Origin of the sequence: Heliomarina baculiformis (assembly GCF_019966545.1) — a bacterium.
In the GTDB taxonomy this organism is placed as follows: domain Bacteria; phylum Pseudomonadota; class Alphaproteobacteria; order Rhodobacterales; family Rhodobacteraceae; genus Heliomarina; species Heliomarina baculiformis.
The window spans coordinates 26074-47012 of record NZ_JAIMIC010000011.1; the positions used below are offsets into that span (position 1 = coordinate 26074).

The following is a 20939-nucleotide window of genomic DNA, read 5'->3' on the forward strand; positions in this document are numbered from 1 at the left end:
GACATTTGCGTCTGTCCGAGTGAATATTTGCGTCATGCCAGAGGTTCGTACCAAGAAGCGGCTGAGTGTCGCCTTTCTCCTTGCCGATCGCTTTACGCTTTCGGCCTTTGCAAACTTTGTAGACGTGCTGCGCCTTGCCGCGGACGAGGCCGACCGCTCGCGTCCGATTCTCTGTGAATGGTCGGTTCTATCGGCGGATATGACCCCTGTTCCGTCGAGCTGCGGCGTCAAAGTGCAACCGGATACAAGGCTGCGACAGGCCGGTAACTACGACTACATCGTCGTCGTTGGCGGTCTGATCGGCGATCACAATACGCTCGCCGGGGAGGAACTGCGGTTTCTTCAGGAGCGGGCAGCAGAAGGCGTACCGGTTGTCGGATTATGCACCGGTGTTTTCACCCTTCGCGAGGCCGGGCTGCTTGAAGGCTACCGCTGTTGCGTTAGCTGGTTCCATCATCAGGACTTTCTGGACCGCTTCGAGAGCCAGCAATTGGTGTCCGACCAGATCTTCGTCGTGGATCGTGACCGGCTGACATGTTCCGGCGGGCATGGAGCCGCGCATCTCGCCGCCTTTCTCGTCGAGCGCCACATCGGGCAGTCTGCCGCCACGAAAAGCCTCAACATCATGATGATCGACCGGGCGCTGAGCGGTGAGAAACCGCAGCCCGGTCAGCAATCCCTGCGCCAGCCCCGGGACGCACTCGTGAAAAAAGCGATCCTCAGGATGCAGCAGAATATTGAAACGCCGCTTTCGGTTTCGGATCTCGCCAAAGGGCTTGGCGTCGGACGGCGGTCGCTCGAACGGCGCTTCCAGAAGGATATGAACCTTGCCCCGTCGCGCATCTACCTCGAACTGCGGCTCGAGCGCGCGCTTTTGCAACTGCGCACGACGCAGGAAACTGTGACCGACATAGCCCTTGCGACGGGCTTTTGCGACGCGCCCCACCTCGCCCGCGCCCTGCGCGCCGGACGCGGACTTGGCCCGCAGGAATACCGGCGCGCGCAGGTGGGCACCATCACCGGCGAGGAACCCCCCGTTGGGGTCCTGATGCCATCAAACGCAATCTGACCGGCCAGATATCAAGAGAACTTTCACCGGAATTCCGTTGCCGCTGTTTTCTCCAAGCTCCATCCATGGACGAAGGCAAAATAAGAATTTTCAAGCCCTTCGCATCAGCGCGTCATCAATCGCTTGTTAACTGAAATTGGCCCGCACATGCCGAAATGTCATACGGGAGGTGTACAGGGGGTGTACGGATATCATACAGCCTGTGCCCCGGTTTTGGGCCGCCTCACCGGCTGCGTCCACGCTTGCGCCACCATTGATTCAGGGCCTGATCCGCGTTCTCGAACTCCTCGGCCTGTTCAACCCGCTGCCGCAGCCGCGCCTCGGCAGCCTTGCGCACGGATTCATAGGTTTTCATCTCGCGAAAGGCCAGTGACATGCGGTTTTCGATGGCCCGCAGATCGGGGTCAATCCGCGCACGATCGCGCTCGGCACGGCCGATTTCGCTGCGCAGCGATCGGATGTAATTGCCCAGATAAGGCACGAGTGACGGGTCGGAATTGTAACTCGCCGTCTGCGACTGTTCGAGCAGTTCCTCGCGTCGGCGCTCCAGCCTGTTGGCCTCGCTGCGCAGCCGTCCCATCTCCTGCGCATCGGCTTCCATCTCGTGCCGCTTCAAACGTTCAATCAGCCCCAGCGCCCGGATGCGTCGCGCTTCCATGTCAGTGACCAGAGGCCGGTTTGGGAGCTTCCTGCTCCTCAGGCTCCTCTTCTAACTGCCCGGTTTTAATAAGGATTTTCCGGCGCATGTCTTCCAATATCGTGCTGGGGAACCGATGTCTGGCGGCGGGCATCGTCGTCTCATAGGTCGGTGGCGAAGGGTAGGTCACCACCGGTTCCTCGGGCGCATCTTCCGCAGTTTCTTCGGGCGCCGGCGCCGGACCAGCGGCAAGGGCCGCCCCGGCCCAGAGCAATCCGGCCAGCGCGGCGCACGTCAGTTTCATGAGACTGAAAGCTCTTTCTGCGACGCTTCGACAGCGTAGAAGTCGGGCTGCATCCGGGTCGGGATATTCCCGCGACCGATCTCGACGCAGATGTTGGGCGAATGGTTCGCAACGATGGCCACAAAGATATCGCGGATCACGTGGTAGAACGCGCCGTCTTCATCCTCGATCTGTTTGAGACGACCGGAGATTGGCTGCACCATGCAATAGGCAAGGAAGACGCCAAGGAAGGTTCCGACAAGCGCGCCGCCGATCATCCCGCCAAGCACCTCTGGCGGCTGATCGATTGAAGACATCGTCTTGATCACGCCGAGAACAGCCGCGACGATCCCGATCGCGGGCAGACCGTCCGCCATCGTCTGGATCGCATTTGCCGAAGCTAGGGATTCATGGTGATGCTTCTTGATCTTGCGATTGATGATTTCCTCGGTCTGGAACTTGTCATCGAACTGCATCGACAACATGCGGAAACTGTCGGTGATCAGTTCGGTCGCAAAATGATCCTTCTGGATTTTGGGATAGCGCTTGAAGATCTCGCTGTTGCTCGGATTCTCGATATGGTCATCCAGCGCAAGGATGCCCTTTTGCTTATAGATTCGTGCGAGTTCGTACATCAGGTTCAGCAGATCCTGATAGTCGGCGGCTTTCCATTTCGATCCTTTGATCACGCGAAGGATACCCGCAAGGCTGCTTTTGACGACCGAAAAGGAATTGGCGATCACGAACGCGCCGATGGCGGCGCCCCCGATCATCATTCCTTCGAATGGCAGCGCGTGGAGCACGATATCCATCTTGCCGCCGGACAGCATGAAGCCACCGAAGACAAGCCCGAAGACGAGAGCAAGGCCAAGGAATAAAGTCATCTACACATCCGTCTGAACAAGTTGCCCGCAGGCGTTGTTGTACTTTCATGTATAAGATAAAGATAATTGACTTTCATACAAGTATAAACAAGAATAGTTTGTAGAACAATTTCAATCTTGGCGAGCAAAAATGGATAGCGACGATTTCTTTGCCTATATCCTGGACAGCGACCTGGTGCAGATCGCCCTGCCCGACTGGCCCGCCCGGATGTCGCTTGCCGTTTGCCTGAGCGCAGATGGCGATTGCAAAATGATCGTCGGACAGAGTGATGAGACGGCGCGGCTTTTGACGCGGGTCGCCAGCGTCATCGAACGCCCCGAGCGCAGCTTTAAGGTCGCCCCGCAGGTCGAAGGCTGGCCAACTCGTGCGGTGCGGTTCTCGGAAGAGCAGAACATCCTCCACCTCGTCTCCGAAGCGCAGCATCTGGTTGAAATCGCGGAAGAGTTTGCCAAGGACCCCAAGCGCGCCGAGGCGAACGCAAGTGAAGAGGTAACACGCGAAGAAGTCGCCCGTACGGTTCGCCGTCGCCTGAACCTCGCCCTTGTTGCCAACCGCACCATCGCGAAACCGAAAGCCGCCGAGCCCGCAGAAACGAGCGAAGGCATGCCTGCCGGATTCGCCTCTCTCAAGGCGCCAAGCCGCCGCGATTGCCAGTTTTCCACCGGCCATATCGGGGGCCACGGCAAGATGATCCGGGTCATGCTGCTACCGGATCAGGTCTCAATCCAAACCGCGCCCGCCAAGGCGACCACCATCGGCTTCAGCTCGGATTTCAGGCATTTCTATCTACCGCGCACCGTGCTCAAGGGCTGGAAAGCCGGTCAAGCCGCGATCATCGATATCGATCCCGAAGACTTTCCCCCTGCCCTGCGGGCGGTTTTTCTCAAACAGCGCTTCATGATCGATGCAACGGTTACCTCGGAGGGCGTGTTCCTGACACACGGTCTCGCTGTGCCCGCAGAGACACCGGCGACCGCCGTACCCAAGCGTCGGTCCCGTCTACCTCTGCGGGCGGCAGCGGTTGCCGCGCTGGCCCTGATCGGTGCCGGGGGCGCACTGGCAACCCTCGCGGTGCAGCAGGACGCCAATCATATCGCCGAAATCGACCTCGCGTTCTGGGACAACCAATGAAATGTGCGGTCATTACCCCGGTCGGTCCGGGGCACGAGACCCTTCTCGCTGAAAGCTGCGCACCTTCGATCGCGCAGGCCATGGCATTCGAACAGGGCCCGTTCGAAGCCATCGACCATCTGGTGATGGATGACACAAAGGGCGAACATGGCCGCTCGAACAGGCGGAACGACGCCCTGAAGAAAGCACTAAGCACCGGTTACGACTGGGTTTTCTTCCTTGACGCCGATGACGTCATGACTCCCAACGCGTTTGAAGCCTTTGGCGCGGTTCTTGCGGCCGAGCCAGATCTTGATGCGATCTGGGGACTGATCTGCACCTTTGACGAAGCAGGCAATCCGGAATTGCGCGAAGGCCAGCCCGAACGGATCGACAGCCGCGAAGCCCTCTTGCGGGTCGCGCCCTATCTCTCGCTACAGATCGGCGCCTTCATCCGCACCGAATGGGCGGCAAAATTCGGGTTCGACCCCGAAATGGATACGGGCGAAGACTTCAAATTCTATTATCAGCTCTGGGCCAACTGCCGCTGCGCCAAGCGCCCCGAGATCTTTTTCGTCAACCGGCGCGGCCAGCACTCCGGCGGCCCGCGCGGCGCGACGGGCGCGGACTGGTCAAAATCCGTGCATGAACAATGGGCCGAACAACTTGTCCAAAGCGCCGTCTGGGCAGAAATTCCCGACGGCGGCGACGTGCCGGCAAGGATGCGCGTCACCAACCCGCGCGACCTTATTCAGGCGGCGCATCTGCGGGGCGAATTCTTCGAACAGGATTCTCTGGCCAAGCTCAAGTCGCTGCTGAAAAAGGACAAACCGTCCATCGTCGAGGTCGGCGCGAATATCGGGAACCACGTAGTCTGGTACGCCCGCCATCTCGACGCATCTCGGATCTTTCCGGTTGAACCCAACCCCGAGGCGCTGAATCTGCTCGAGCAGAACATCGATGCCAACGGTATTTCCGAACGGATCGACCGGCGTGGCTGGGGTCTTGGTGCAGGCAGGGGCGAAGGGCGCTTTTCGGCAGTCACAGACGATGCCGACAACCTTGGCGCCACCCGACTTGTCGAAAGTGACGAGGGTGGGATCGAAACCCGCAGCCTCGACGAGCTTCTTGGGCAGGATCATGTCGATTTCATCAAGATCGATGCAGAAGGCATGGAGATGGATGTACTTGCCGGGGCCACCTCGCTGATCGAGCGCGACAAACCGTTGATCTGGATCGAAGTTCTGCGCCCCAACATGATGGATTTCGTGCAGGGCTGGTGCCGCAGGGCCGGGTATCGCGTCGTGGACAGCACCGCCTACATGAATACCGTCGATTATTTTGCTATTCCGAAAGGTTCATGACCATGCAAAGCGCCGCGCCAAGTCGCAAGGATCGTCGCGCCCAGATGGCCAAGGCGGCCCGTATCTACGGAATCAAGGGGCAGGAATCACTGGACCTGCACAAAGCCTATAACGCTCTGGCGCGCGGCGAAATCGCCGAGGCGGTTAGGCTATCTCATCCTATCACGCAGAGCCATCCATCCAACCACCACGCATGGGTCGTGATGGGTGGCGCGGCGCTGGGGCAGCGTGAAGGCAAGACGGCGCAGTCCTTCTTTACCCTTGCCGGCCAGATCCGGCCTAAGGATCCCGTAGTGCTTGCCGGATTGGCCAAGGCGCATGTTCTGCAAGCCCAGGTCGAAGAGGCAGTGCTCTTCGCGGCACAGGCCCTCAATGCCGGAAGCGACGATCTTGGGCTGGCGGGCATCTATCTTGATTTCATGTCCCGGCTCGGAAGGCGGCTGGCGGCGGCCGAGGTTCTGACACCGGTCGCACATCGCCTCAGGAACGCCGATCTCAGCTTCCGCCTTGCGGAAATGCTGGTCGAAGCCGAAGAAAACGGCAAGGCGGCGCCATGGTATGAACAAGCGTGGAAACTCGATCCGGCACCGGAAAAGTATAGGATCGGTTATCTCCGCGCGCTGGTGATCCAGTGCCGGTTTGACGAAGCAGAAAAGCTGGCGCTCGATCTTTTGGACAAGGTAGAAGACCGCGATTCCGTGGTCGGCCTCTACCTTCTACTTCTGCGCAGTTCGCGCCGCTATGACGAGGCCGAGAAGCTGGCGGAAGAGAATGATTTCAAGACGCCCGAAGGGTATGCGCTCGCCCGTGGGGTGATGGCGAATATCCATCAGGACCGCGCCGAATGGGACGAGGCAGACGCCGCCTATCTCGAAGCGATTCACGTCACCGGTGACGGCGGCAACATTAACAAGGCCTATGGCGTTTTCCTTTTCCGGTCAGGGAATTACGCCAAGGGTGCCGAGTATTTCGAACGCCGTCTTGGCGATCAGCAACGCGCACGGCTGCCCGCCGCGAATGCAACACCCGACAACCTGTCGGGCCTGAGCCGCGTGACATTGATGGCCGAACAGGGGGTGGGCGACCAGCTGGCGCTCCTGTCGCTATTGCCGCTCGCGCCGATTGCCAAGGATGTACCCGTCCGCTTTGTTTCAGAGACGCGATTCAAGCCGCTTCTCGCGGATAACGCGCTGAATGTCGAACATGTGGACATGGCCGAATTCACCACCACGGCACAAGAGCTTAACCCAAGCGAGCTGGTCTATGTCGGCGACCTCACCCGCTATCTCGACGGTGCAGGCAAAAGCGATTGGGCCGGCGATTTTTTGCGTCCCGATCCCGCCCGTATCCAGATCCTTCGCGACAAGTACGCCGGGATGGCAGAGGGTGCGCCCGTCATCGGCGTAGCGTGGAAAAGTGTCAGCCTTATCGGTCTCTTGCGCTCCATCGAATTGTCAGAGCTTGTCGATGCTCTTCCCGAGAACGCGCTGCTGGTGAATCTGCAATACGGCGAGACCACCGACGATATCAAAGCCGCGCTTGCCCGCCGCCCCGACCTGCAGATCATATCCGACGATACGGTCGACCAGATGCAGGATCTCGCCGGTTTCGCCACGCAGATCGCCGCGCTGGATCATATCGCGACCATCGACAACACGACGGCGCATATGGCCGGGGCCATCGGGCATCCGTCGGCGCATGTTCTTATTCCCACCGGGGCGGAATGCATGTGGTACTGGGGCGATCAGCCGGGCGCCGATCCGTGGTACGGCAACTTGAACCTGCATCGCCAACAGGTTTCAGGCGACTGGAGCGCGCCGCTTGCGGCTTTGAAAAGCGAACTTGCCGCAAGCTAATCCGGCTTTTTGACCTCGAACATGTATCCGGCCGAACGGATTGTCTGAATCGCGTAGAGCCCTTTGAACGTATCCCTGATCTTGCGCCTTATTCTGCCAATATGAACGTCGAACCGCCGATCCTGGTAATCCCAGTCGCGCCCGTAGAGATGCTGGGAGAGCTCATCCCGGGTCACGATCCGGCCCATGTGGGATACCAGAACACGCAGAACGCGCTGCTCCGCAGGGGTCAGTTCAAGCTTGGCAATCAGCGGGTCCGCATCGTTTCCGGATCTTGCGCTCTTGGGCGCGATCCACATCAGCCGCCGGGCAAGGCGCGCGTCGAATTCAGCTTTTCTGAACGGCAACCGAACAACATCGTGAGCGCCGGCGGAAAAGGCCCAGGCAACACTCGCCTCGGAATCCACATGATCAATTGCAAGGATCAAACACCCGGGAAACACCAGACGCAGCCGGGATATCAAAAACAGCGGCGCATCCGTTGGTTGTGTCACCGCGATCACGGCAAGGTCGAGCGGGGGCAGCTCATGGAACAGCGTCTGAAGGGCCGTCTCGTCGGGATTTTCTATGATCGCTTGCTGCCCTGCCTCGGCAAGACCGGCGAGGATCTCGTGTCGACGGGCATCGACCGGATCAACGACAACAGAAATGCCAGACATGGTCAGCCCCCTAAAATTTGCACAAATAGAGTGTATCTGGCGATGGAACAATCATAGCTTGAAAACGTTTTATTTATGCCGTCGATGAACAAAAATATCCAACTTTTTGAATTATTCTTAACCCAGCACCCCTAAATCAGATTTGAACATACACAAAGGTCGCGCCTGAAAAAAGGCAAACCGAAGGGAGGATGATGCATGACGGTCAGCACTGTCAGGAAAATTTGGCAGAAACTGATCACAGCGCATCAGAGTTGGCGGTTTGGCATCAGCGGCCGTAACCTTAGTGATTCCAATCACTTCTCCGTAGAAGACGGTGTGTCAGACAATTTCCTGATCTGCCTTGAAACCGGAACAAGGCATGTCCTGCTCAGGCGGCATATTGCCGAAACCTTAGGCATGACGCCGGCGCAGTACCGCCGACGCTGGGGGCTCCCTGACGACTATCCTATGATCGCCCGTTCCTATTTGCGTCGACGGCATGCAATAAAAGAGTCATCGTATGAACAACACGAGTAACTTATCAAGAATTGCCAACATCACCGAAAGATGTTTGGCCATGATGACAAAGATAGTGGTAAAGCGTTCGAATCTAGGGCACACTTGCAACCATAGATTTAGTTGCCACGAAACTTCGTTCCGGAGACAACACAATGAGTGATAGTAATACCAAGAATTTTTTCGACCAAAACTCCAACGAATTTATGAAAACGCAAATCGTTTCTGCCTATGCGGGCCGGTCCGATGTATCGGTTGATGACATCATGAACCTGCTCGCGCGCCTGACCGAATTCGTCAACGGCGCATCGCACTCCCCTGCTACCGCTGCACCAACCGCTCCATCTCAGGTTGAACCAGCTGTGCCATTGGACAAGGCTATTACCAAAGATAAAGTGTTCTGTCTTTGCTGCGGCAAAGGATTCAAGATGCTGAAACGCCATCTTGGTGCGGAACATGGCCTGACCGAGGCTGAATATCGTACGATGTTCAGTCTCCCGGATGATCTGCCGCTTGTTGCGCCCAGCTACTCCAAGAAAAAAGCCGCCTACGCAAAAGAAGCCGGGTTTGGCAAATACTCTCGCGAAGGTCGAGCCGGCGCGGGCAAGAGCGAAACGATCACATAATAATTTCGTCTCCCCGGCGACCGGTCCGCTAGAGGCCGGCGCCCGGGTGACGATTTGTCGAGCAGGTAAGCAATGTCCAACGAACCCATCATCATAAAACGTGTCGAAGAGGATTCGCACGACGGCCACCATGGCGGTGGCTGGAAGGTCGCCTATGCCGACTTTATGACCGCGATGATGGCTTTCTTTCTGCTTCTGTGGATTCTCGCCGCATCGGATGAGGAAAAACTGCGCGGCCTTGCTGATTATTTCACCCCGTCGCTCTCGGAATCGGGCGGACGCGGCGATGGCGTACTTGGCGGCGAAGTGCTGGGACCGGACGGCGTGCTCAGCGGGACGGACGGACCGCAAAGCGAAATCCAGCTTCCAAGTTTTGGACAGGAAAACCCCCTTTCCGTTTTCGACAGCCGCATCGAGGCCGAGCCCGAAGTGATCGTCGAATACGAACCTGCCGCAGAAAACATGCGGGACGGTACGGAAATCGCCGATGAACCGCAGGAACAGACAGAGGTTCCGGGCGATCAAACGTTGCCCCCTGATATGACCGACATTGTTCAGGCGCATGATCAGCGTGAACGTGACCTCGACGAGATCGAGCAGATGATCAGCGAAGCAGTTCGCGGCCAGCCGGAACTGAGCGATCTGATGAAAAACATCAATTTTGAACGCACGCCGCAAGGGCTTAACGTGCAAATCCTCGATCAAGAGGGACGCTCCATGTTCCCGCGCGGTAGTTCGCGTATCGAGGACCACACCCGCGAATTGATCCAGATCGTTGGCGATGCAATTTCGGACATGCCGTATCCCGTCACCATTTCCGGCCATACGGACGCGGTTCCCTTCAGCCGGGCGTCGGGTTATTCAAATTGGGAACTTTCCGCAGATCGCGCAAACGCGACGCGACGCGTGCTGGTCAGCAATGGAATTAATCCCGCGCGGATCGAACGTATTTCCGGCATGGCAGATACCAAGCTGTTGTCGCCCGACACACCCGAAGCGCCACAGAACCGACGGATCGACATTCTGCTCGCTTATCCCGATCCTATGCCAGGCTCTCTCCCATAGGCGGAAATCCCGCATCTTCTCCTTCCGGGCGAGCGGATAATCAATGGGAACGTGGGTTTCCGCCTCTTATCCACAAAAAATCGGTGTCAATCCCCGAAATTGTAAACGCTTGTTTTCACAACTAATGCGGGTTTCCGACGCTACAATTTCAAGGCATAATTAAGGCGGATCACCCTTCCCAATTAAAAACTCCTTAAAACACAAGGCCATAAGTATCGCTGAAAACCTACGCTAGATATAGGAGATCGACTATATATTGTGTGTTTTTAGCGCAACCAAGGGTGTATATTGTTGTTCGAGTTAACCGTTTGAAACTGGAATAGACAGTAAATAACGGGTTAATTTGGTGTTGGGTGTGACGGAAATTTTCTGGGGAGTAAAATGTCAAATCGAACGCTAGAGCTCATATGGCAGGGTGCGATCCTGCCTATGGAACGCAAGCAGGCTGATCGCCTAATGCGGGTATTGAAAGTGCTTCTGCCAATGCACTTTGTCTGCCTTTCCGCCGAGCGAGGCATTGATGGACTTATGATCCTTCCCGACGAACTCGAGTTAATGCCCGCGCTGCCACTGGGCGATGTCGTTGTCGAGGAACTTGCCGTAGACGTTCCCTACGGTTCGCTGCTGCTGGTCTCCGAGCCTGATAATGCTATCCGGATGAGCTCTCCCCATGCGTTCTCCCACGATATTGGCATGGCAGTCGGTCAGACGCTTCTCAGCGTTCTCCGCGTCGGAGCGTTTCCGCTCGAACGCGAGAACGAGGCGCTCTACATCATGGCTTGCGCGTTCGATCAGATGGCGCGAACAGCCGAGCTTCGCAATCTCGGGCTTGTCCCCGAGGAGTTCTCAAAGGGCCTCGCGGCGTGTCTTGGCGACTACTGGTCCGGTTCACGCGGCAAGGATTGCCAGGCCGCACGTCTTTTCGCGACAGAGGATTGTCTGCATGGGCCCCAGCTGCGCAAGTACCTCACAACGCTCGATCCCGGATTCTCGGCGCCGATGTACCACCTTGTCCCGACCGGACTGCTGAACTTTTCGAAGGACAAGCTGGGCTTTGGCGACTGGCTCAAGAAAGCAAGTGCCGCCGTTGGCAGCCTGATGATGCCCCGCCAGCAGCGCCTGATCGAAGGTTGATGAATTGCTCCTTCTCAGGGGCAATTTAACCATCGCTAAATCAAACAAATCTTTCATCTAATCATGTCTTATGATTATCTGTTCATGCAGGTATGAATTATCAGGCATACATCCATGATGTTTATCACCCGCCACGCGGCGATGAACGAACCGATGTTGTCGGTCGAAGAAGAGCGCGAGGCAGTCAGGAACTGGCAGGATAAGGGCGACCGCGATGCGCTGGAGTTGTTGATCCGGTCGCACGCCCGACAGGTCTATGCACAGGCGTCCCGCTGGTCGGACAATCCCTCGCACCGCGAAGACATGGTGGCCGAAGGCATGATCGGACTGATGCGCGCCGCCGATAATTTCGACCTGTCGCAGGATGTCCGGTTTTCGACCTATGCCGGATGGTGGGTTCTTAACGGTGTGTCCTCGGCGATGGTAAAAATCAAGACAGTCGTGGATATTCCGGTAAGAACCTTTCTAGACGCCAGCGGAGGAAGGCTGGACGGAGAACGCAAGGAAATCGCGCAGGTCGCGATGAACAGTACGGTGGAAATCGGCGTGGCAGGAGAAACGCTGCTGAGCATGGCCTGCCCAAGTCTGACGCCCGAGGAAGAAGCCACCCTGTCATCCAGCAAGGACGAACAAAGGCGGATGCTACGCGCGGCGCTGGACCAGCTGAAACCAGAAGATGCAAATATTATCAAGAAATTGAAACTGAACGATCCACCGATGAGACCCGAAGAACTTGCGCAGGAAATGGGGATTACCCGCGATCGGGTGCGGCAATTGGAAGGCCGCGCCCTGTTGCGGCTGCGCAAACGCCTGATTGACGGCGGCTTTGGGCTTCACGCTCTTACCTGAGGAAATTATTATGCTGTCTACACTTTCATCAATTACTTCTCTGCCCGGGCTTGCTTCGGCAGGCGCGTCGAAAACTAATTCGACGACCTCCCAGACTTCGACCGAAGGCAACGCGGCAATGGGCTTTGCCGCCCTCCTCGCGCGGCTTGGCGCCTCGACGGCATCACAAGACCCGAACACGGGCGGTGCCACGCTAAAGTTGCCCGGAGACTCCACCCAACGGGAATTCGCGCTCAAAGATCTTGCGGACGATCTGGATGTTCTCGCGGCATGGATGATGGCGCAGACAGGAACGCAACAGAATGCCGTGACCACTGAACCGGGCGATACCGGTACCGGGCTGGACATTGGCAAGCTTGCCGAAAAGCTGAACACGCTGCTTTCAGAATTCGACAAGGCGTATGGCGCGAACACGCGTGAGGTTTTGCTCAAGAACGCGGCCATGCTACCTGAGGTCGCCCTGCCAGAGAACAGCGCCAAAGCGGGTCAGGCCTTTCTTGGGATGGCGCGGGTGCTGATTGGGCTTGAGCCGTCGGCCGCACCGACAGCGCCTGCGCTGAGCTCGGTTGCTGCCAGCGGTCAACCTGTCGAGCTTCGGAGCAGCACCGCAAGCAAAGTCGCCAGTGATCAGGCGCAGCAGGCTGTCACACAAACGGCGCCGCAAAGCACGAGCGAAACACGCCACCCGGTAACTTTTCAGGAACTGCTGAACCTGCGACCCGCTGAAACACAGCAAACCCAACCGTCCTCCCCTGCCCCAAGCAGCGCGTCAAACGGCCCGACGCCCCAACAGCAACCGCAGGTTTCCGGCTTTGCCGCCAATCTGGTCGGGCAGATAAAGGGTACGCAGATCGCCGACGGCACGACGCGCGTTGAGCTATCTCCGCGCGGATTGGGAGGAATCGAAATCGATCTCTCCCGCGACGATGAAGGCACGTTAAAAGTGACGGTCCGGGCAGAGAACCCCAGCGTCATGGGCGCGCTGCGGGACAACCGGGAAGCTCTCTTGCTGGCCCTGCGCGACAGTGGCGTCAGCCTCGAAAACAATAGCCTTGGTTTTGAAGACTTCGGACAGGGCAATCGCAACGCCAATGAGCCGTCCGAACAGATTTCCATAGTAATGGGCGAGACCGAAGAAGAAGCGGCGACGCCAGAGGCAATGACTGCCACGGTCGGTGAAGGCCGCGTCGATATCATCACGTAACGCCTCGTCGCGACGAAAAGGAACAACAGAAATGGCAATCGATCCAACCACAGGCGCGACGACTGCAAGCAATTCAGCCGCCGGCAACGCCCAAGTCAAGCTGACTGCGGATTACGAAAGCTTCCTGAAGCTGCTGACCGCGCAGGTCGCAAACCAGAACCCGCTTGAACCGATGGATTCGACGACCTTCGTGTCCCAGTTGGCGCAGCTTTCGCAAGTTGAACAGTCGATCCAGACGAACTCGAATCTGGAACAGGTGAACGCCTATCTCGCGGCCTATGGCGCGCTTTCGGATATCCAGCTGATTGGGCACGAAGTCACTCTTGCCAGCGATCAGCTGACCCTGAGCAACGGAGCCGCCGCGTTTGAATATGACCTAGCCGAGACAGCCTCGACCGTTTCCGCAGCGATCACTACTGCCGATGGCACGGTCATCCGCACGCTCAAGAATCTCTCGGGAACGGCGGGTGAAGTGCACAAGGTTGAATGGGACGGGATGGATACCGACGGTCTGCCGGTGCAGGACGGCGTCTATACAATCCGGATGACTGCGACGACAGCCGAAGATGCGGACGTATCTGCGAGCACCTATACGGCCTCGACCGTCAAGGAGCTGAACTTTGAGACAGGTGAATCAGTCCTGATGCTGGAAAACGGCAGCTTGGCACTGGCCGGAAGCGTGATCTCGATCAGGTAGAGATCGGGTGCCGCGCTTAGCTGCGCGGCACGTCTTTCTTGTAGAGCGACAGGAACAGAACTTCCTGTGCTTCCTTGAATTCGCTGCGCACGTTGTCCGTGATCTTTTCCGACAACCAGTCAGAATCGATCGCCGCCCGCTTCATCCGTGAATTCTCGGCTGCTTCACGGAAGGAAACGAGGATCTTGTCACGCAGACGCGCCGAGTTTTCGGCGATCCGGTAATGAGCCGCCGAGGTCGAATCCGGCATGGAAACGCCAAAGTCGGCAACGACGTAGGTTACCGATTTCGCCTTGTAGACCGGCACCATCATGGAGCCGAGCTGGACGACGTTCTTGGAATCCTTGGCGTCCTCGACATCGGTTTCGATCAGCGCCTCTTCCTTACCCGAGTACTTGTGCACGCTGGCGAGGTGGAGCACCTCTTTCTTCTTCGCCGGCTGCGGTGCTTTTTCCGCCGCATCGTCGAAGAGATTAGGTTGTGGCGCCGGTTCGTGAGTATCGGCGGCGGCGACTTCGGCAGCCTCGGCTTCCGGGCTCTTCATCTGAAGGCCCGCGCCATAGCCGATGCCAATGCCTACGATAGGTAGGACGGCGCCGAGGATCAGTATTTTTTTCATTCCGCCACTCGAGTAAATTTGTTTCAAGTAGCTTTATGAATGCCTATTGAGGCGAAAATAGCGTCCTAAAAAGGCAAAATAATGTCGAGAGCACCTTCGCCATAGCTGCGACGCTGCTGACGCGAAATCGATCCGTCCCCGCCATAGGTTATCCGTGCTTCGGCGATCTTTTCGTAAGGAATGGTGTTGTTCATCTGGACATCTTCGGGGCGGATGATGCCCGCCACCCGCAATTCACGAAGTTCCTGATTTACCTTGACTTCCTGACGTCCCGCCACAACCAGATTGCCATTCGGCAGTTCTTGGACAACCAGGGCGGCAATCTTGAGATTGATCGATTCATTCCGGTTGATCGTTCCCGCCCCAAGCGCGCTCAGCTCGCCCGAGATATCGACGATGTCATCCGACGGCAGATCCTCGGGCCCGACGCCCGGCAGGATCTTGTCGATCTGGGTGCCATAGCCGAAGAGCTTGGGATAGCCGATGGAAGCGCCGCCGCTGCGGGCGCGCGTCGAGGCATTCCTGAGCTGCGCTTCGTCTTCGATTTCGATCAGGATGGTCAGAATGTCGCCAACCGTGCTCGCGCGCTGGTCCGCGAAGAACCCGGCCGATCCCGTCTCCCAAAGCGAGGCGCGTTCGGCACGGACAGGCCGGCGTTCGGGTTCAGGCACGGGCATCGGTACGCTTACCCGTGTAGCCTCGGGCATGGTGCCAGAGTTGAATTGAATGCCCGACACTTCGGGATCAAGGTTGAACGGGTCGGAACCGCAGGCCGAAAGTGCGGTCAGGGCCGAGGCCAACAGAAGAATTCCGTGTTTCATCTTATGATCTCCACCACGCCTTCTGCGCGGGCAATACCAGTTACGAGATTGTTGCTGACGAGGTTGATGATACTCAGCTCTTGCTCGCGATGCGCATCTTGCATCGCGCGTCCCGGCGCCGTCAGCGCGAGTCTGCCATCACTGTAACGGATCGACACACGGTCGCCGCGCGTGATGACCAGCGGCTCCATGACCGATTGCACCATAACCGGACGGCCCTGAGTCAGTACACGGCGGACTTCCTTGCCGACCAGCTTGGTTTCATCGATTTCGGCAAAAGCGCTGATCCGAGCGTAGGGCATGTCAACAATCTGGATATCGCTCGCCTTGAGGATTTCACCGGGCAAAAGCCGGCGTGTCGGAACCGGGACCTTGACCGACAAGATCGCAAGCCCCTGAAAACGCTCGATCGTTCCGTCAGCCGTAACAGCGTTAGCCAGGAATTGCCCGGTAGATTTATCCATCCAGAAAGCCGAGAGCATGAGCGCGTCAACGCCTTCGCCGCGCTGGAAGGAGACGTTGAATTCGGCACCTTGGGGCAGTTCTGCGCCGTAAGTGTCGCGCGCCTTTTCGATCACCAGTTCGCGCGCGGGCTCTGCCCCGGCGGAAAACCCAAGGCTTATCAATGCGATGGAGAGACGGGCCAGAAAACGCATGTTACTTGATCTGGTTGGTCGAGGACATCATCTGGTCAGCGGTCTCGATCGCTTTCGAGTTCATCTCATAGGCGCGCTGAGCAGAAATCAAATCGGTGATCTGCTGGATGATGTTCACGTTCGAGTTTTCAAGGTAGCCCTGCCGGATCATGCCGACGCCCGGATCGCCCGGCACCGCCTGAATCGGATCGCCCGAGGCGTTTGTCTCGGCCATCATGTTGTTCCCGAGCGGGCGCAGACCTGCTTCGTTGATAAAGGTCGTTAGGGTGATCTGACCCAATTCTACCGGGACCGGATCATTTTCGACATAGGCGCTGACGATGCCCTGTTCGCTGACCTCAAGCTGAACCGTATTCTCGGGTACCACGAGACCGGGGTCGATTTCATACCCCTGAAGCGTCACGATCTGACCCTCGGCCGACAGCTGGAATGACCCGTCGCGTGTATAGGCCTGCGCTCCGTCGGGCAAGTTGACGGTAAAGTAGCCGCGTCCATCAATTGCCATCGCCAGCTCGTTCTCGGTGCTGATCAGACCACCCTGCACGTTGAGCCGGACGGTGCCGACGGTGCGAACCCCAAGGCCGACGTCCACGCCGGTCGGGCGTACTGTGCCTTCTTCGGCCGTGATGGCGCCTTCACGGGTCTGGCTGTCATAGATCAGATCCTGAAACGCGGCTCGGCTGGATTTGAAACCGGTCGTGTTCGCGTTGGCAATATTGTTCGAGATGACATCGACATTCGTCTGCTGCGCCATCATCCCCGTGGCTGCAATTCCCAAAGCTCTCATCTGCTCAGTCCCCTATCACGTCGTCTGGCCAACACGGCGCAACATGTCGCGCCGCAGGTCGTCTTCGCTGCTCATTAGGTTTATCGCCCGCTCATAGGCGCGCTGGATTTCGATCATCCGGGTCATCTCTGTGACCGGTTCGACATTGCTCCCTTCGATGGAGCCCTGCACGATTTCACTGGTGATCGAGTTGATCAGGACGGGCGCACCCGACCCTTCTGGTTGCACCAGCAGACCGCCGCCAATGCGTTCAAGCCGCTGGTAATCGGCGATATCGAACAGGCCAAGCTGTCCGACCACGCCGTTGTTTTCGGTCGATATGGTTCCGTCACGTGCGATCGTTATGTCGCCCGCATCCTGTGGGATCGCAATCTCACCGCCGCCGGCATCCAGAACGCTCGACCCGTTCAGCGTGATCAGATTGCCCTCGGCATCTATCGTGAACCGGCCATCGCGCCCGAACGCTGTCTGACCGTCGGGCGTTCGGTACGAAAGCCAGCCTTCTCCGAGCACTGCAACATCCAAGGGATTGCCAGTCTGTTCAATCGGCCCCTGCCGATTGTCGAGGTAAGACCCGTCCTCGATGACAAAGCTGATGTCCTGACCGTCCGCTGTATCCTCAGGTCTATGAACATAGTTGTTGAAGACGATATGCTCACCCTTGAACCCGGCGGTATTGGCGTTCGCAATATTGTTTGTCGTCACATCAAGATCACGACGCATGGCCTGCGCCAGGGATAGCGCCACGTAGGTCGAGTTATCCATGCTTGCCCCCGCTTACGATGATCAAGTGTATATCTGTTCTTGCATAGAATGAATTCTATTCTACAATAACGCAAGAACTTTGATAAGATATGCGGGCGATTTTGCGATTTAATACTTGTATATCCTTGTTTGCGACGATGATTGCGCTTACGCCGCAGGCATCAACGGCAACGTCCGGCGCTCCGGAAACGGTGAGCCACGCCGAGGCCGGTCAGCCGGCTTTTCGGCTGTCGAGATACAAGACGGAAAACTTTCTGAGCGACCGGCGAAGGCTGCAATCAAAGCTGTCACCTGATCGCGGGCAAACACCCCGGAATCTGCTCAACCTCGCAGAGTTTTACCTGGCCCATGCGCTGATGCCCGAAGGGCTTTCGGTTTTGTCGGAACTCGGTGACGATCTCCCCGAGCATATGGCGCGGCAACGAGCGCAACTTGAACTTGCGCTAGGCATGCTTGACACCCGAACACGTGATCTGAGCCCCCATGCAAAACAGCTTTTGTCGGATAAGAGCCTCGATTGGCCGGATCGGTCGGTATTCGAGGTTCTGAACGCCTATGAGCAGGGAGACGACGACGCGGCGGCTGAGCGGCTTGATGCGGCGTCGGCCCGGATTGCTGCCTATCCCAAAGCCTTGGTGGAACGTATTTTGCCAAGGTTTCTCGATCTGGCGATAAGAACGTCGCAATGGTCGACCGCCAAGGACCTGGCCGCGCGTTTCGAGGAAGACCCGGAACTCGCGAAACTGCCAGCCTATCCTTACCTTCTGGGCAAGACCGCCGAAAAAGGGGGCGACTTGCTGATGGCCTTCGAGAACTTCCAGAAAGCAGGCGAAGGCAACGATATCTGGGCCCATCACGCACGGCTTTCCCTGATCGAGCTGGGGCTCGAAAGCAAAACGCTAAGCCGCGAAGACGCGCTGTCGATGATGAAACAGGCGAGCCGGTCGTGGAGCGGTGATCGCAACGGGATTGAGTTGTTGCAGCGCATTGTCGAACTGGAAATAGAACTCGATGATACGGTCGCTGCGCTGGGGACATTGGGCGCCATCATTTCCCGCCACCCGGACACCCCCGCCGCCTCTCTCGCGCGACAGCAGGCGCGGAGCCTTTGGACGACATTCTATGCGAAGGGACGGAACGAAGAGTTTTCGCTGACAGAATTCCTTGCAGGACACTATATCATCTCAATGGATTACCGGTTTGAACCGGGTTTTGGCGCCGAGACCGAGGCACTTGCCGATCGTTTCATGGCAGCCGGTTCGACCGTCGTGGCGGCGGATGAGTACGGGGAAACCCATGACTACCTTCTAGTCGGAAGAGATCTTGGGCTGCTTGAGGTCGATGACGTCAAGCTGGATTCACTGAAGCTGAAACAGGCGGAGGCGCTCTATCGCGGTGGTCAGATTGAGCAAACGGAACACATTCTTTCCGAAGGCCTGCTAAGCGACGACACCGAACTTGCGGACCAGTTGAATATGCTCAAGGCGAAGCTTTTCGCCGATCAGGGCGACGCGGAAGATGTCGTAAGAACCAGCCAGACCGACCCAAGCCTGAACTATCAGCGGCTGCGGGCGGCAGCCCTGTTTGATCAAGGGGACTGGGAGAAAGCGCAGGCCGCTTATACTAAAATCGTCGACCAGACCTCGGACAACGTTGATTTTGTGGATGTGGTCCGACTTTTGCTGGTTGCACACCGTTCCGGCGACCGTGGGCAGGTCAACGAACTGGTACAAAGATACCCCGACCTTAACGACCGCCCGCAGTGGGAGCAGATCGCGCGCGGCTTTAGCGACGATGCCCCTGCCCTTCTGCCACTTCGCTCGGACACGGCGAGAGCGCGGGTCGATCTGGTAGGCGAGACTTTGGATACGCTGAACGATCTGAAGCCGGGCACCGACTGACCTCACGGCCGTAACCAAGTATTGTCTGATCCTGGGGCAAGATTCGTCGGGCAAAATAAAATTCAATTCTTTAACCGGCATGAAAATCTCTCTGCCTATCTTTACGGTGGAAGAAAACGTAAACGGCATTCGGGGAAAAGTATGGGTATTTCGGACGCAATGCAGTCAGGTGTCAGCGGCTTGCTGGCCAACTCGACCGCAGTCGGTCAGATTTCGGCAAACATTGCTAACGCGAACACGGACGGATATCGCCGCAGCTTTTCCCAGATGGTCACGACCGCCACACCGAACGGCAGCGTCGGCGGGGTCAACGCGGTTGCGCGCTCTGAAATCGACACCGACGGCACCACCCGTTCGACCGGGGTCGCCTCCGACCTTGCGATCAGCGGCAACGGGTTCTTCGTTGTATCGCGCTCGCCGAATGAAACGGTTTCGACAAACTTCGCCTTTACCCGCGCCGGTTCCTTTAGCGCCGACGAAGAAGGCAATCTGGTCAACGCGGCAGGCCTGTTTCTTTCCGGCTTCGCCTATGACAGCAACGGCAATCTCGGCTCGGTCGACCGGTCGAACTTTCGCGACCTGACTACCGTCAACGTCGCATCGGCCACTATCAAGGGCGAGGCCTCTACCACCGTTGGCATCAGCGGCAACCTTCCCGCACAGCAGACGGGCGCGTCGAGCACCGGTCAGGCGTTCGTCAGTTCACAGGACTATTATACCGCCCTGGGTGCGGTTGAGCAGATGGAGTTCCAATGGACCCCGTCGACCACGGCGAACGAGTGGAATCTCCAGATCTCGGCGAAAGGATCACCAATGGGGTCCGTGGATGTCACCTTTAACGACAGCGGCGCGGCCGCCGGCACACCTGCTTCCTTCACCAATATCACCTCTCTCGCAACTGCGCCGGCCGCGTTCAGCTTTGACGCCGCCACCGGGGTTGCAAGCCTGACGATTGATAACGGGACAACGCCCCAGACTATCGATATATCGATTGGCGCACCGGGTTCGACCGACGGCATGACGCAGTTCGCGGGTGATTACACACCGGTCGATGCCGATGTGGACGGGTTTGAAACCGGTCAGCTGGTGCGGTTCGAAATCGACGAGAGCGGCGACCTTTATGGTGTATTCGACAACAGCGCCCGCCGCCTGCTTTACAATATCCCGCTGGCCGAAGTGCCAAACCCGAATGGCCTGCAGCAGGTTAACGGCAACGCCTATATCACGACCCAGTCGTCGGGTGCCTTCAACCTTGGATTTGCCAACACAGGATCGATCGGGTCCATCGCGACCGGCGCACTTGAATCCTCGAACGTCGAATTGGCGGAGGAACTGACCCAGCTGATCAGGACACAGCAGGCGTATTCCTCGAACGCGACGATCATCACGACCGCCGATGAAATGATGGATGAAACCACCCGTCTGAAACGTTAATCGGTACCAAAAAGTTGAAA

General features: G+C 57.7%; 22 protein-coding genes. 13 read left to right on the top strand and 9 right to left on the bottom strand.

Annotated features, from left to right (window positions below):
* Positions 1-34 precede the first annotated feature (34 nt).
* A complete protein-coding gene (locus MF268_RS20805) occupies positions 35-1069 on the top strand; it encodes a GlxA family transcriptional regulator (RefSeq protein WP_238372782.1) in 1035 nt (344 codons plus the stop codon).
* Between the two features lie 223 nt (positions 1070-1292).
* Here MF268_RS20805 and MF268_RS20810 read toward each other — a convergent pair whose 3' ends face one another.
* Genes MF268_RS20810 through motA form a run of 3 tightly spaced genes read right to left on the bottom strand, consistent with a single transcriptional unit; the run spans position 1293 to position 2873 of the window.
* Entirely contained in the window at positions 1293-1727 is a 435-nt protein-coding gene (locus tag MF268_RS20810; protein ID WP_238372783.1) for a hypothetical protein, read from the bottom strand.
* Between the two features lies 1 nt (position 1728).
* Positions 1729-2010, bottom strand: coding sequence for a hypothetical protein (locus MF268_RS20815; RefSeq protein ID WP_238372784.1), 282 nt, complete (start codon positions 2008-2010; stop codon positions 1729-1731).
* Complete coding sequence (gene motA / locus MF268_RS20820) at positions 2007-2873, bottom strand: flagellar motor stator protein MotA (protein WP_238372785.1); 867 nt, start codon at positions 2871-2873, stop codon at positions 2007-2009. Before motA ends, MF268_RS20815 begins: the two co-directional genes overlap by 4 nt.
* Positions 2874-3003: 130 nt before the next feature.
* Here motA and MF268_RS20825 point away from each other — a divergent pair, with 130 nt between their 5' ends.
* The 3 genes from MF268_RS20825 to MF268_RS20835 are packed head-to-tail and all read left to right on the top strand — an operon-like array spanning position 3004 to position 7204.
* Complete coding sequence (locus MF268_RS20825) at positions 3004-4005, top strand: hypothetical protein (protein WP_238372786.1); 1002 nt, start codon at positions 3004-3006, stop codon at positions 4003-4005.
* Positions 4002-5348, top strand: a complete 1347-nt coding sequence (locus tag MF268_RS20830; protein ID WP_238372787.1) for an FkbM family methyltransferase — start codon at positions 4002-4004, stop codon at positions 5346-5348. Before MF268_RS20825 ends, MF268_RS20830 begins: the two co-directional genes overlap by 4 nt.
* The gene (locus MF268_RS20835; RefSeq protein ID WP_238372788.1) at positions 5345-7204 is read left to right on the top strand and encodes a hypothetical protein; all 1860 of its coding nucleotides are present in this window, start codon (positions 5345-5347) and stop codon (positions 7202-7204) included. The genes MF268_RS20830 and MF268_RS20835 overlap by 4 nt, the downstream gene beginning before the upstream one ends.
* Here the strand turns inward: MF268_RS20835 and MF268_RS20840 are convergent.
* A complete protein-coding gene (locus MF268_RS20840; protein ID WP_238372789.1) occupies positions 7201-7863 on the bottom strand; it encodes a response regulator transcription factor in 663 nt (220 codons plus the stop codon). The genes MF268_RS20835 and MF268_RS20840 overlap by 4 nt on opposite strands.
* A gap of 198 nt (positions 7864-8061) precedes the next feature.
* Here MF268_RS20840 and MF268_RS20845 point away from each other — a divergent pair, with 198 nt between their 5' ends.
* The 7 genes from MF268_RS20845 to MF268_RS20875 all read left to right on the top strand — a co-directional run bounded on the left by MF268_RS20845 (position 8062) and on the right by MF268_RS20875 (position 13936).
* Complete coding sequence (locus MF268_RS20845; protein WP_238372790.1) at positions 8062-8382, top strand: MucR family transcriptional regulator; 321 nt, start codon at positions 8062-8064, stop codon at positions 8380-8382.
* Between the two features lie 134 nt (positions 8383-8516).
* On the top strand, positions 8517-8987 hold the full coding sequence (locus MF268_RS20850; RefSeq protein WP_238372791.1) for a Ros/MucR family transcriptional regulator: 471 nt from the start codon (positions 8517-8519) through the stop codon (positions 8985-8987).
* Between the two features lie 72 nt (positions 8988-9059).
* Positions 9060-10052 (top strand): flagellar motor protein MotB, encoded by a 993-nt coding sequence (locus MF268_RS20855; RefSeq protein ID WP_238372792.1) that lies wholly within the window; start codon positions 9060-9062, stop codon positions 10050-10052.
* Positions 10053-10433: 381 nt separating this feature from the next.
* Positions 10434-11186: a hypothetical protein gene (locus tag MF268_RS20860; protein ID WP_238372793.1), complete on the top strand. Its 753-nt coding sequence runs from the start codon at positions 10434-10436 to the stop codon at positions 11184-11186.
* Between the two features lie 114 nt (positions 11187-11300).
* Positions 11301-12035: a sigma-70 family RNA polymerase sigma factor gene (locus MF268_RS20865; protein ID WP_238372794.1), complete on the top strand. Its 735-nt coding sequence runs from the start codon at positions 11301-11303 to the stop codon at positions 12033-12035.
* 10 nt (positions 12036-12045) lie between these two features.
* On the top strand, positions 12046-13239 hold the full coding sequence (locus MF268_RS20870; RefSeq protein WP_238372795.1) for a flagellar hook-length control protein FliK: 1194 nt from the start codon (positions 12046-12048) through the stop codon (positions 13237-13239).
* Between the two features lie 31 nt (positions 13240-13270).
* Positions 13271-13936 (top strand): flagellar hook assembly protein FlgD, encoded by a 666-nt coding sequence (locus MF268_RS20875; protein WP_238372796.1) that lies wholly within the window; start codon positions 13271-13273, stop codon positions 13934-13936.
* A 16-nt stretch (positions 13937-13952) separates the two neighbouring features.
* On the opposite strand, the gene MF268_RS20880 is transcribed toward MF268_RS20875, so the two are convergent.
* The 5 genes from MF268_RS20880 to flgF form a co-directional block, all read right to left on the bottom strand.
* Positions 13953-14555 carry a hypothetical protein gene (locus MF268_RS20880; RefSeq protein WP_238372797.1) on the bottom strand — a complete coding sequence of 201 codons (603 nt, stop codon included), beginning with the start codon at positions 14553-14555 and terminating at the stop codon, positions 13953-13955.
* Between the two features lie 65 nt (positions 14556-14620).
* Positions 14621-15376 carry a flagellar basal body L-ring protein FlgH gene (locus MF268_RS20885; protein WP_238372798.1) on the bottom strand — a complete coding sequence of 252 codons (756 nt, stop codon included), beginning with the start codon at positions 15374-15376 and terminating at the stop codon, positions 14621-14623.
* Positions 15373-16032, bottom strand: coding sequence for a flagellar basal body P-ring formation chaperone FlgA (gene flgA / locus MF268_RS20890; protein WP_238372799.1), 660 nt, complete (start codon positions 16030-16032; stop codon positions 15373-15375). Before flgA ends, MF268_RS20885 begins: the two co-directional genes overlap by 4 nt.
* Position 16033: 1 nt before the next feature.
* Positions 16034-16819, bottom strand: a complete 786-nt coding sequence (flgG, locus tag MF268_RS20895) for a flagellar basal-body rod protein FlgG (RefSeq protein ID WP_088634289.1) — start codon at positions 16817-16819, stop codon at positions 16034-16036.
* 15 nt (positions 16820-16834) lie between these two features.
* Positions 16835-17584, bottom strand: coding sequence for a flagellar basal-body rod protein FlgF (gene flgF / locus MF268_RS20900; RefSeq protein ID WP_238372800.1), 750 nt, complete (start codon positions 17582-17584; stop codon positions 16835-16837).
* Positions 17585-17721: 137 nt separating this feature from the next.
* On the opposite strand from flgF, the gene MF268_RS20905 reads away from it, so the two are divergent.
* Positions 17722-19485, top strand: a complete 1764-nt coding sequence (locus MF268_RS20905) for a tetratricopeptide repeat protein (protein WP_238372801.1) — start codon at positions 17722-17724, stop codon at positions 19483-19485.
* 141 nt (positions 19486-19626) lie between these two features.
* Positions 19627-20919 (top strand): flagellar hook protein FlgE, encoded by a 1293-nt coding sequence (locus MF268_RS20910; protein ID WP_238372802.1) that lies wholly within the window; start codon positions 19627-19629, stop codon positions 20917-20919.
* Positions 20920-20939: the final 20 nt, after the last annotated feature.

Excerpts from the sequence above, each read along its gene's own strand:
- MF268_RS20805 (WP_238372782.1), top strand. The coding sequence starts at position 35 with ATGCCAGAGGTTCGTACCAAGAAGCGGCTGAGTGTCGCCTTTCTCCTT.
- MF268_RS20810 (WP_238372783.1), bottom strand. The coding sequence starts at position 1,727 with ATGGAAGCGCGACGCATCCGGGCGCTGGGGCTGATTGAACGTTTGAAG.
- MF268_RS20815 (WP_238372784.1), bottom strand. The coding sequence starts at position 2,010 with ATGAAACTGACGTGCGCCGCGCTGGCCGGATTGCTCTGGGCCGGGGCG.
- motA (WP_238372785.1), bottom strand. The coding sequence starts at position 2,873 with ATGACTTTATTCCTTGGCCTTGCTCTCGTCTTCGGGCTTGTCTTCGGT.
- MF268_RS20825 (WP_238372786.1), top strand. The coding sequence starts at position 3,004 with ATGGATAGCGACGATTTCTTTGCCTATATCCTGGACAGCGACCTGGTG.
- MF268_RS20830 (WP_238372787.1), top strand. The coding sequence starts at position 4,002 with ATGAAATGTGCGGTCATTACCCCGGTCGGTCCGGGGCACGAGACCCTT.
- MF268_RS20835 (WP_238372788.1), top strand. The coding sequence starts at position 5,345 with ATGACCATGCAAAGCGCCGCGCCAAGTCGCAAGGATCGTCGCGCCCAG.
- MF268_RS20840 (WP_238372789.1), bottom strand. The coding sequence starts at position 7,863 with ATGTCTGGCATTTCTGTTGTCGTTGATCCGGTCGATGCCCGTCGACAC.
- MF268_RS20845 (WP_238372790.1), top strand. The coding sequence starts at position 8,062 with ATGACGGTCAGCACTGTCAGGAAAATTTGGCAGAAACTGATCACAGCG.
- MF268_RS20850 (WP_238372791.1), top strand. The coding sequence starts at position 8,517 with ATGAGTGATAGTAATACCAAGAATTTTTTCGACCAAAACTCCAACGAA.
- MF268_RS20855 (WP_238372792.1), top strand. The coding sequence starts at position 9,060 with ATGTCCAACGAACCCATCATCATAAAACGTGTCGAAGAGGATTCGCAC.
- MF268_RS20860 (WP_238372793.1), top strand. The coding sequence starts at position 10,434 with ATGTCAAATCGAACGCTAGAGCTCATATGGCAGGGTGCGATCCTGCCT.
- MF268_RS20865 (WP_238372794.1), top strand. The coding sequence starts at position 11,301 with ATGATGTTTATCACCCGCCACGCGGCGATGAACGAACCGATGTTGTCG.
- MF268_RS20870 (WP_238372795.1), top strand. The coding sequence starts at position 12,046 with ATGCTGTCTACACTTTCATCAATTACTTCTCTGCCCGGGCTTGCTTCG.
- MF268_RS20875 (WP_238372796.1), top strand. The coding sequence starts at position 13,271 with ATGGCAATCGATCCAACCACAGGCGCGACGACTGCAAGCAATTCAGCC.
- MF268_RS20880 (WP_238372797.1), bottom strand. The coding sequence starts at position 14,555 with ATGAAAAAAATACTGATCCTCGGCGCCGTCCTACCTATCGTAGGCATT.
- MF268_RS20885 (WP_238372798.1), bottom strand. The coding sequence starts at position 15,376 with ATGAAACACGGAATTCTTCTGTTGGCCTCGGCCCTGACCGCACTTTCG.
- flgA (WP_238372799.1), bottom strand. The coding sequence starts at position 16,032 with ATGCGTTTTCTGGCCCGTCTCTCCATCGCATTGATAAGCCTTGGGTTT.
- flgG (WP_088634289.1), bottom strand. The coding sequence starts at position 16,819 with ATGAGAGCTTTGGGAATTGCAGCCACGGGGATGATGGCGCAGCAGACG.
- flgF (WP_238372800.1), bottom strand. The coding sequence starts at position 17,584 with ATGGATAACTCGACCTACGTGGCGCTATCCCTGGCGCAGGCCATGCGT.
- MF268_RS20905 (WP_238372801.1), top strand. The coding sequence starts at position 17,722 with ATGATTGCGCTTACGCCGCAGGCATCAACGGCAACGTCCGGCGCTCCG.
- MF268_RS20910 (WP_238372802.1), top strand. The coding sequence starts at position 19,627 with ATGGGTATTTCGGACGCAATGCAGTCAGGTGTCAGCGGCTTGCTGGCC.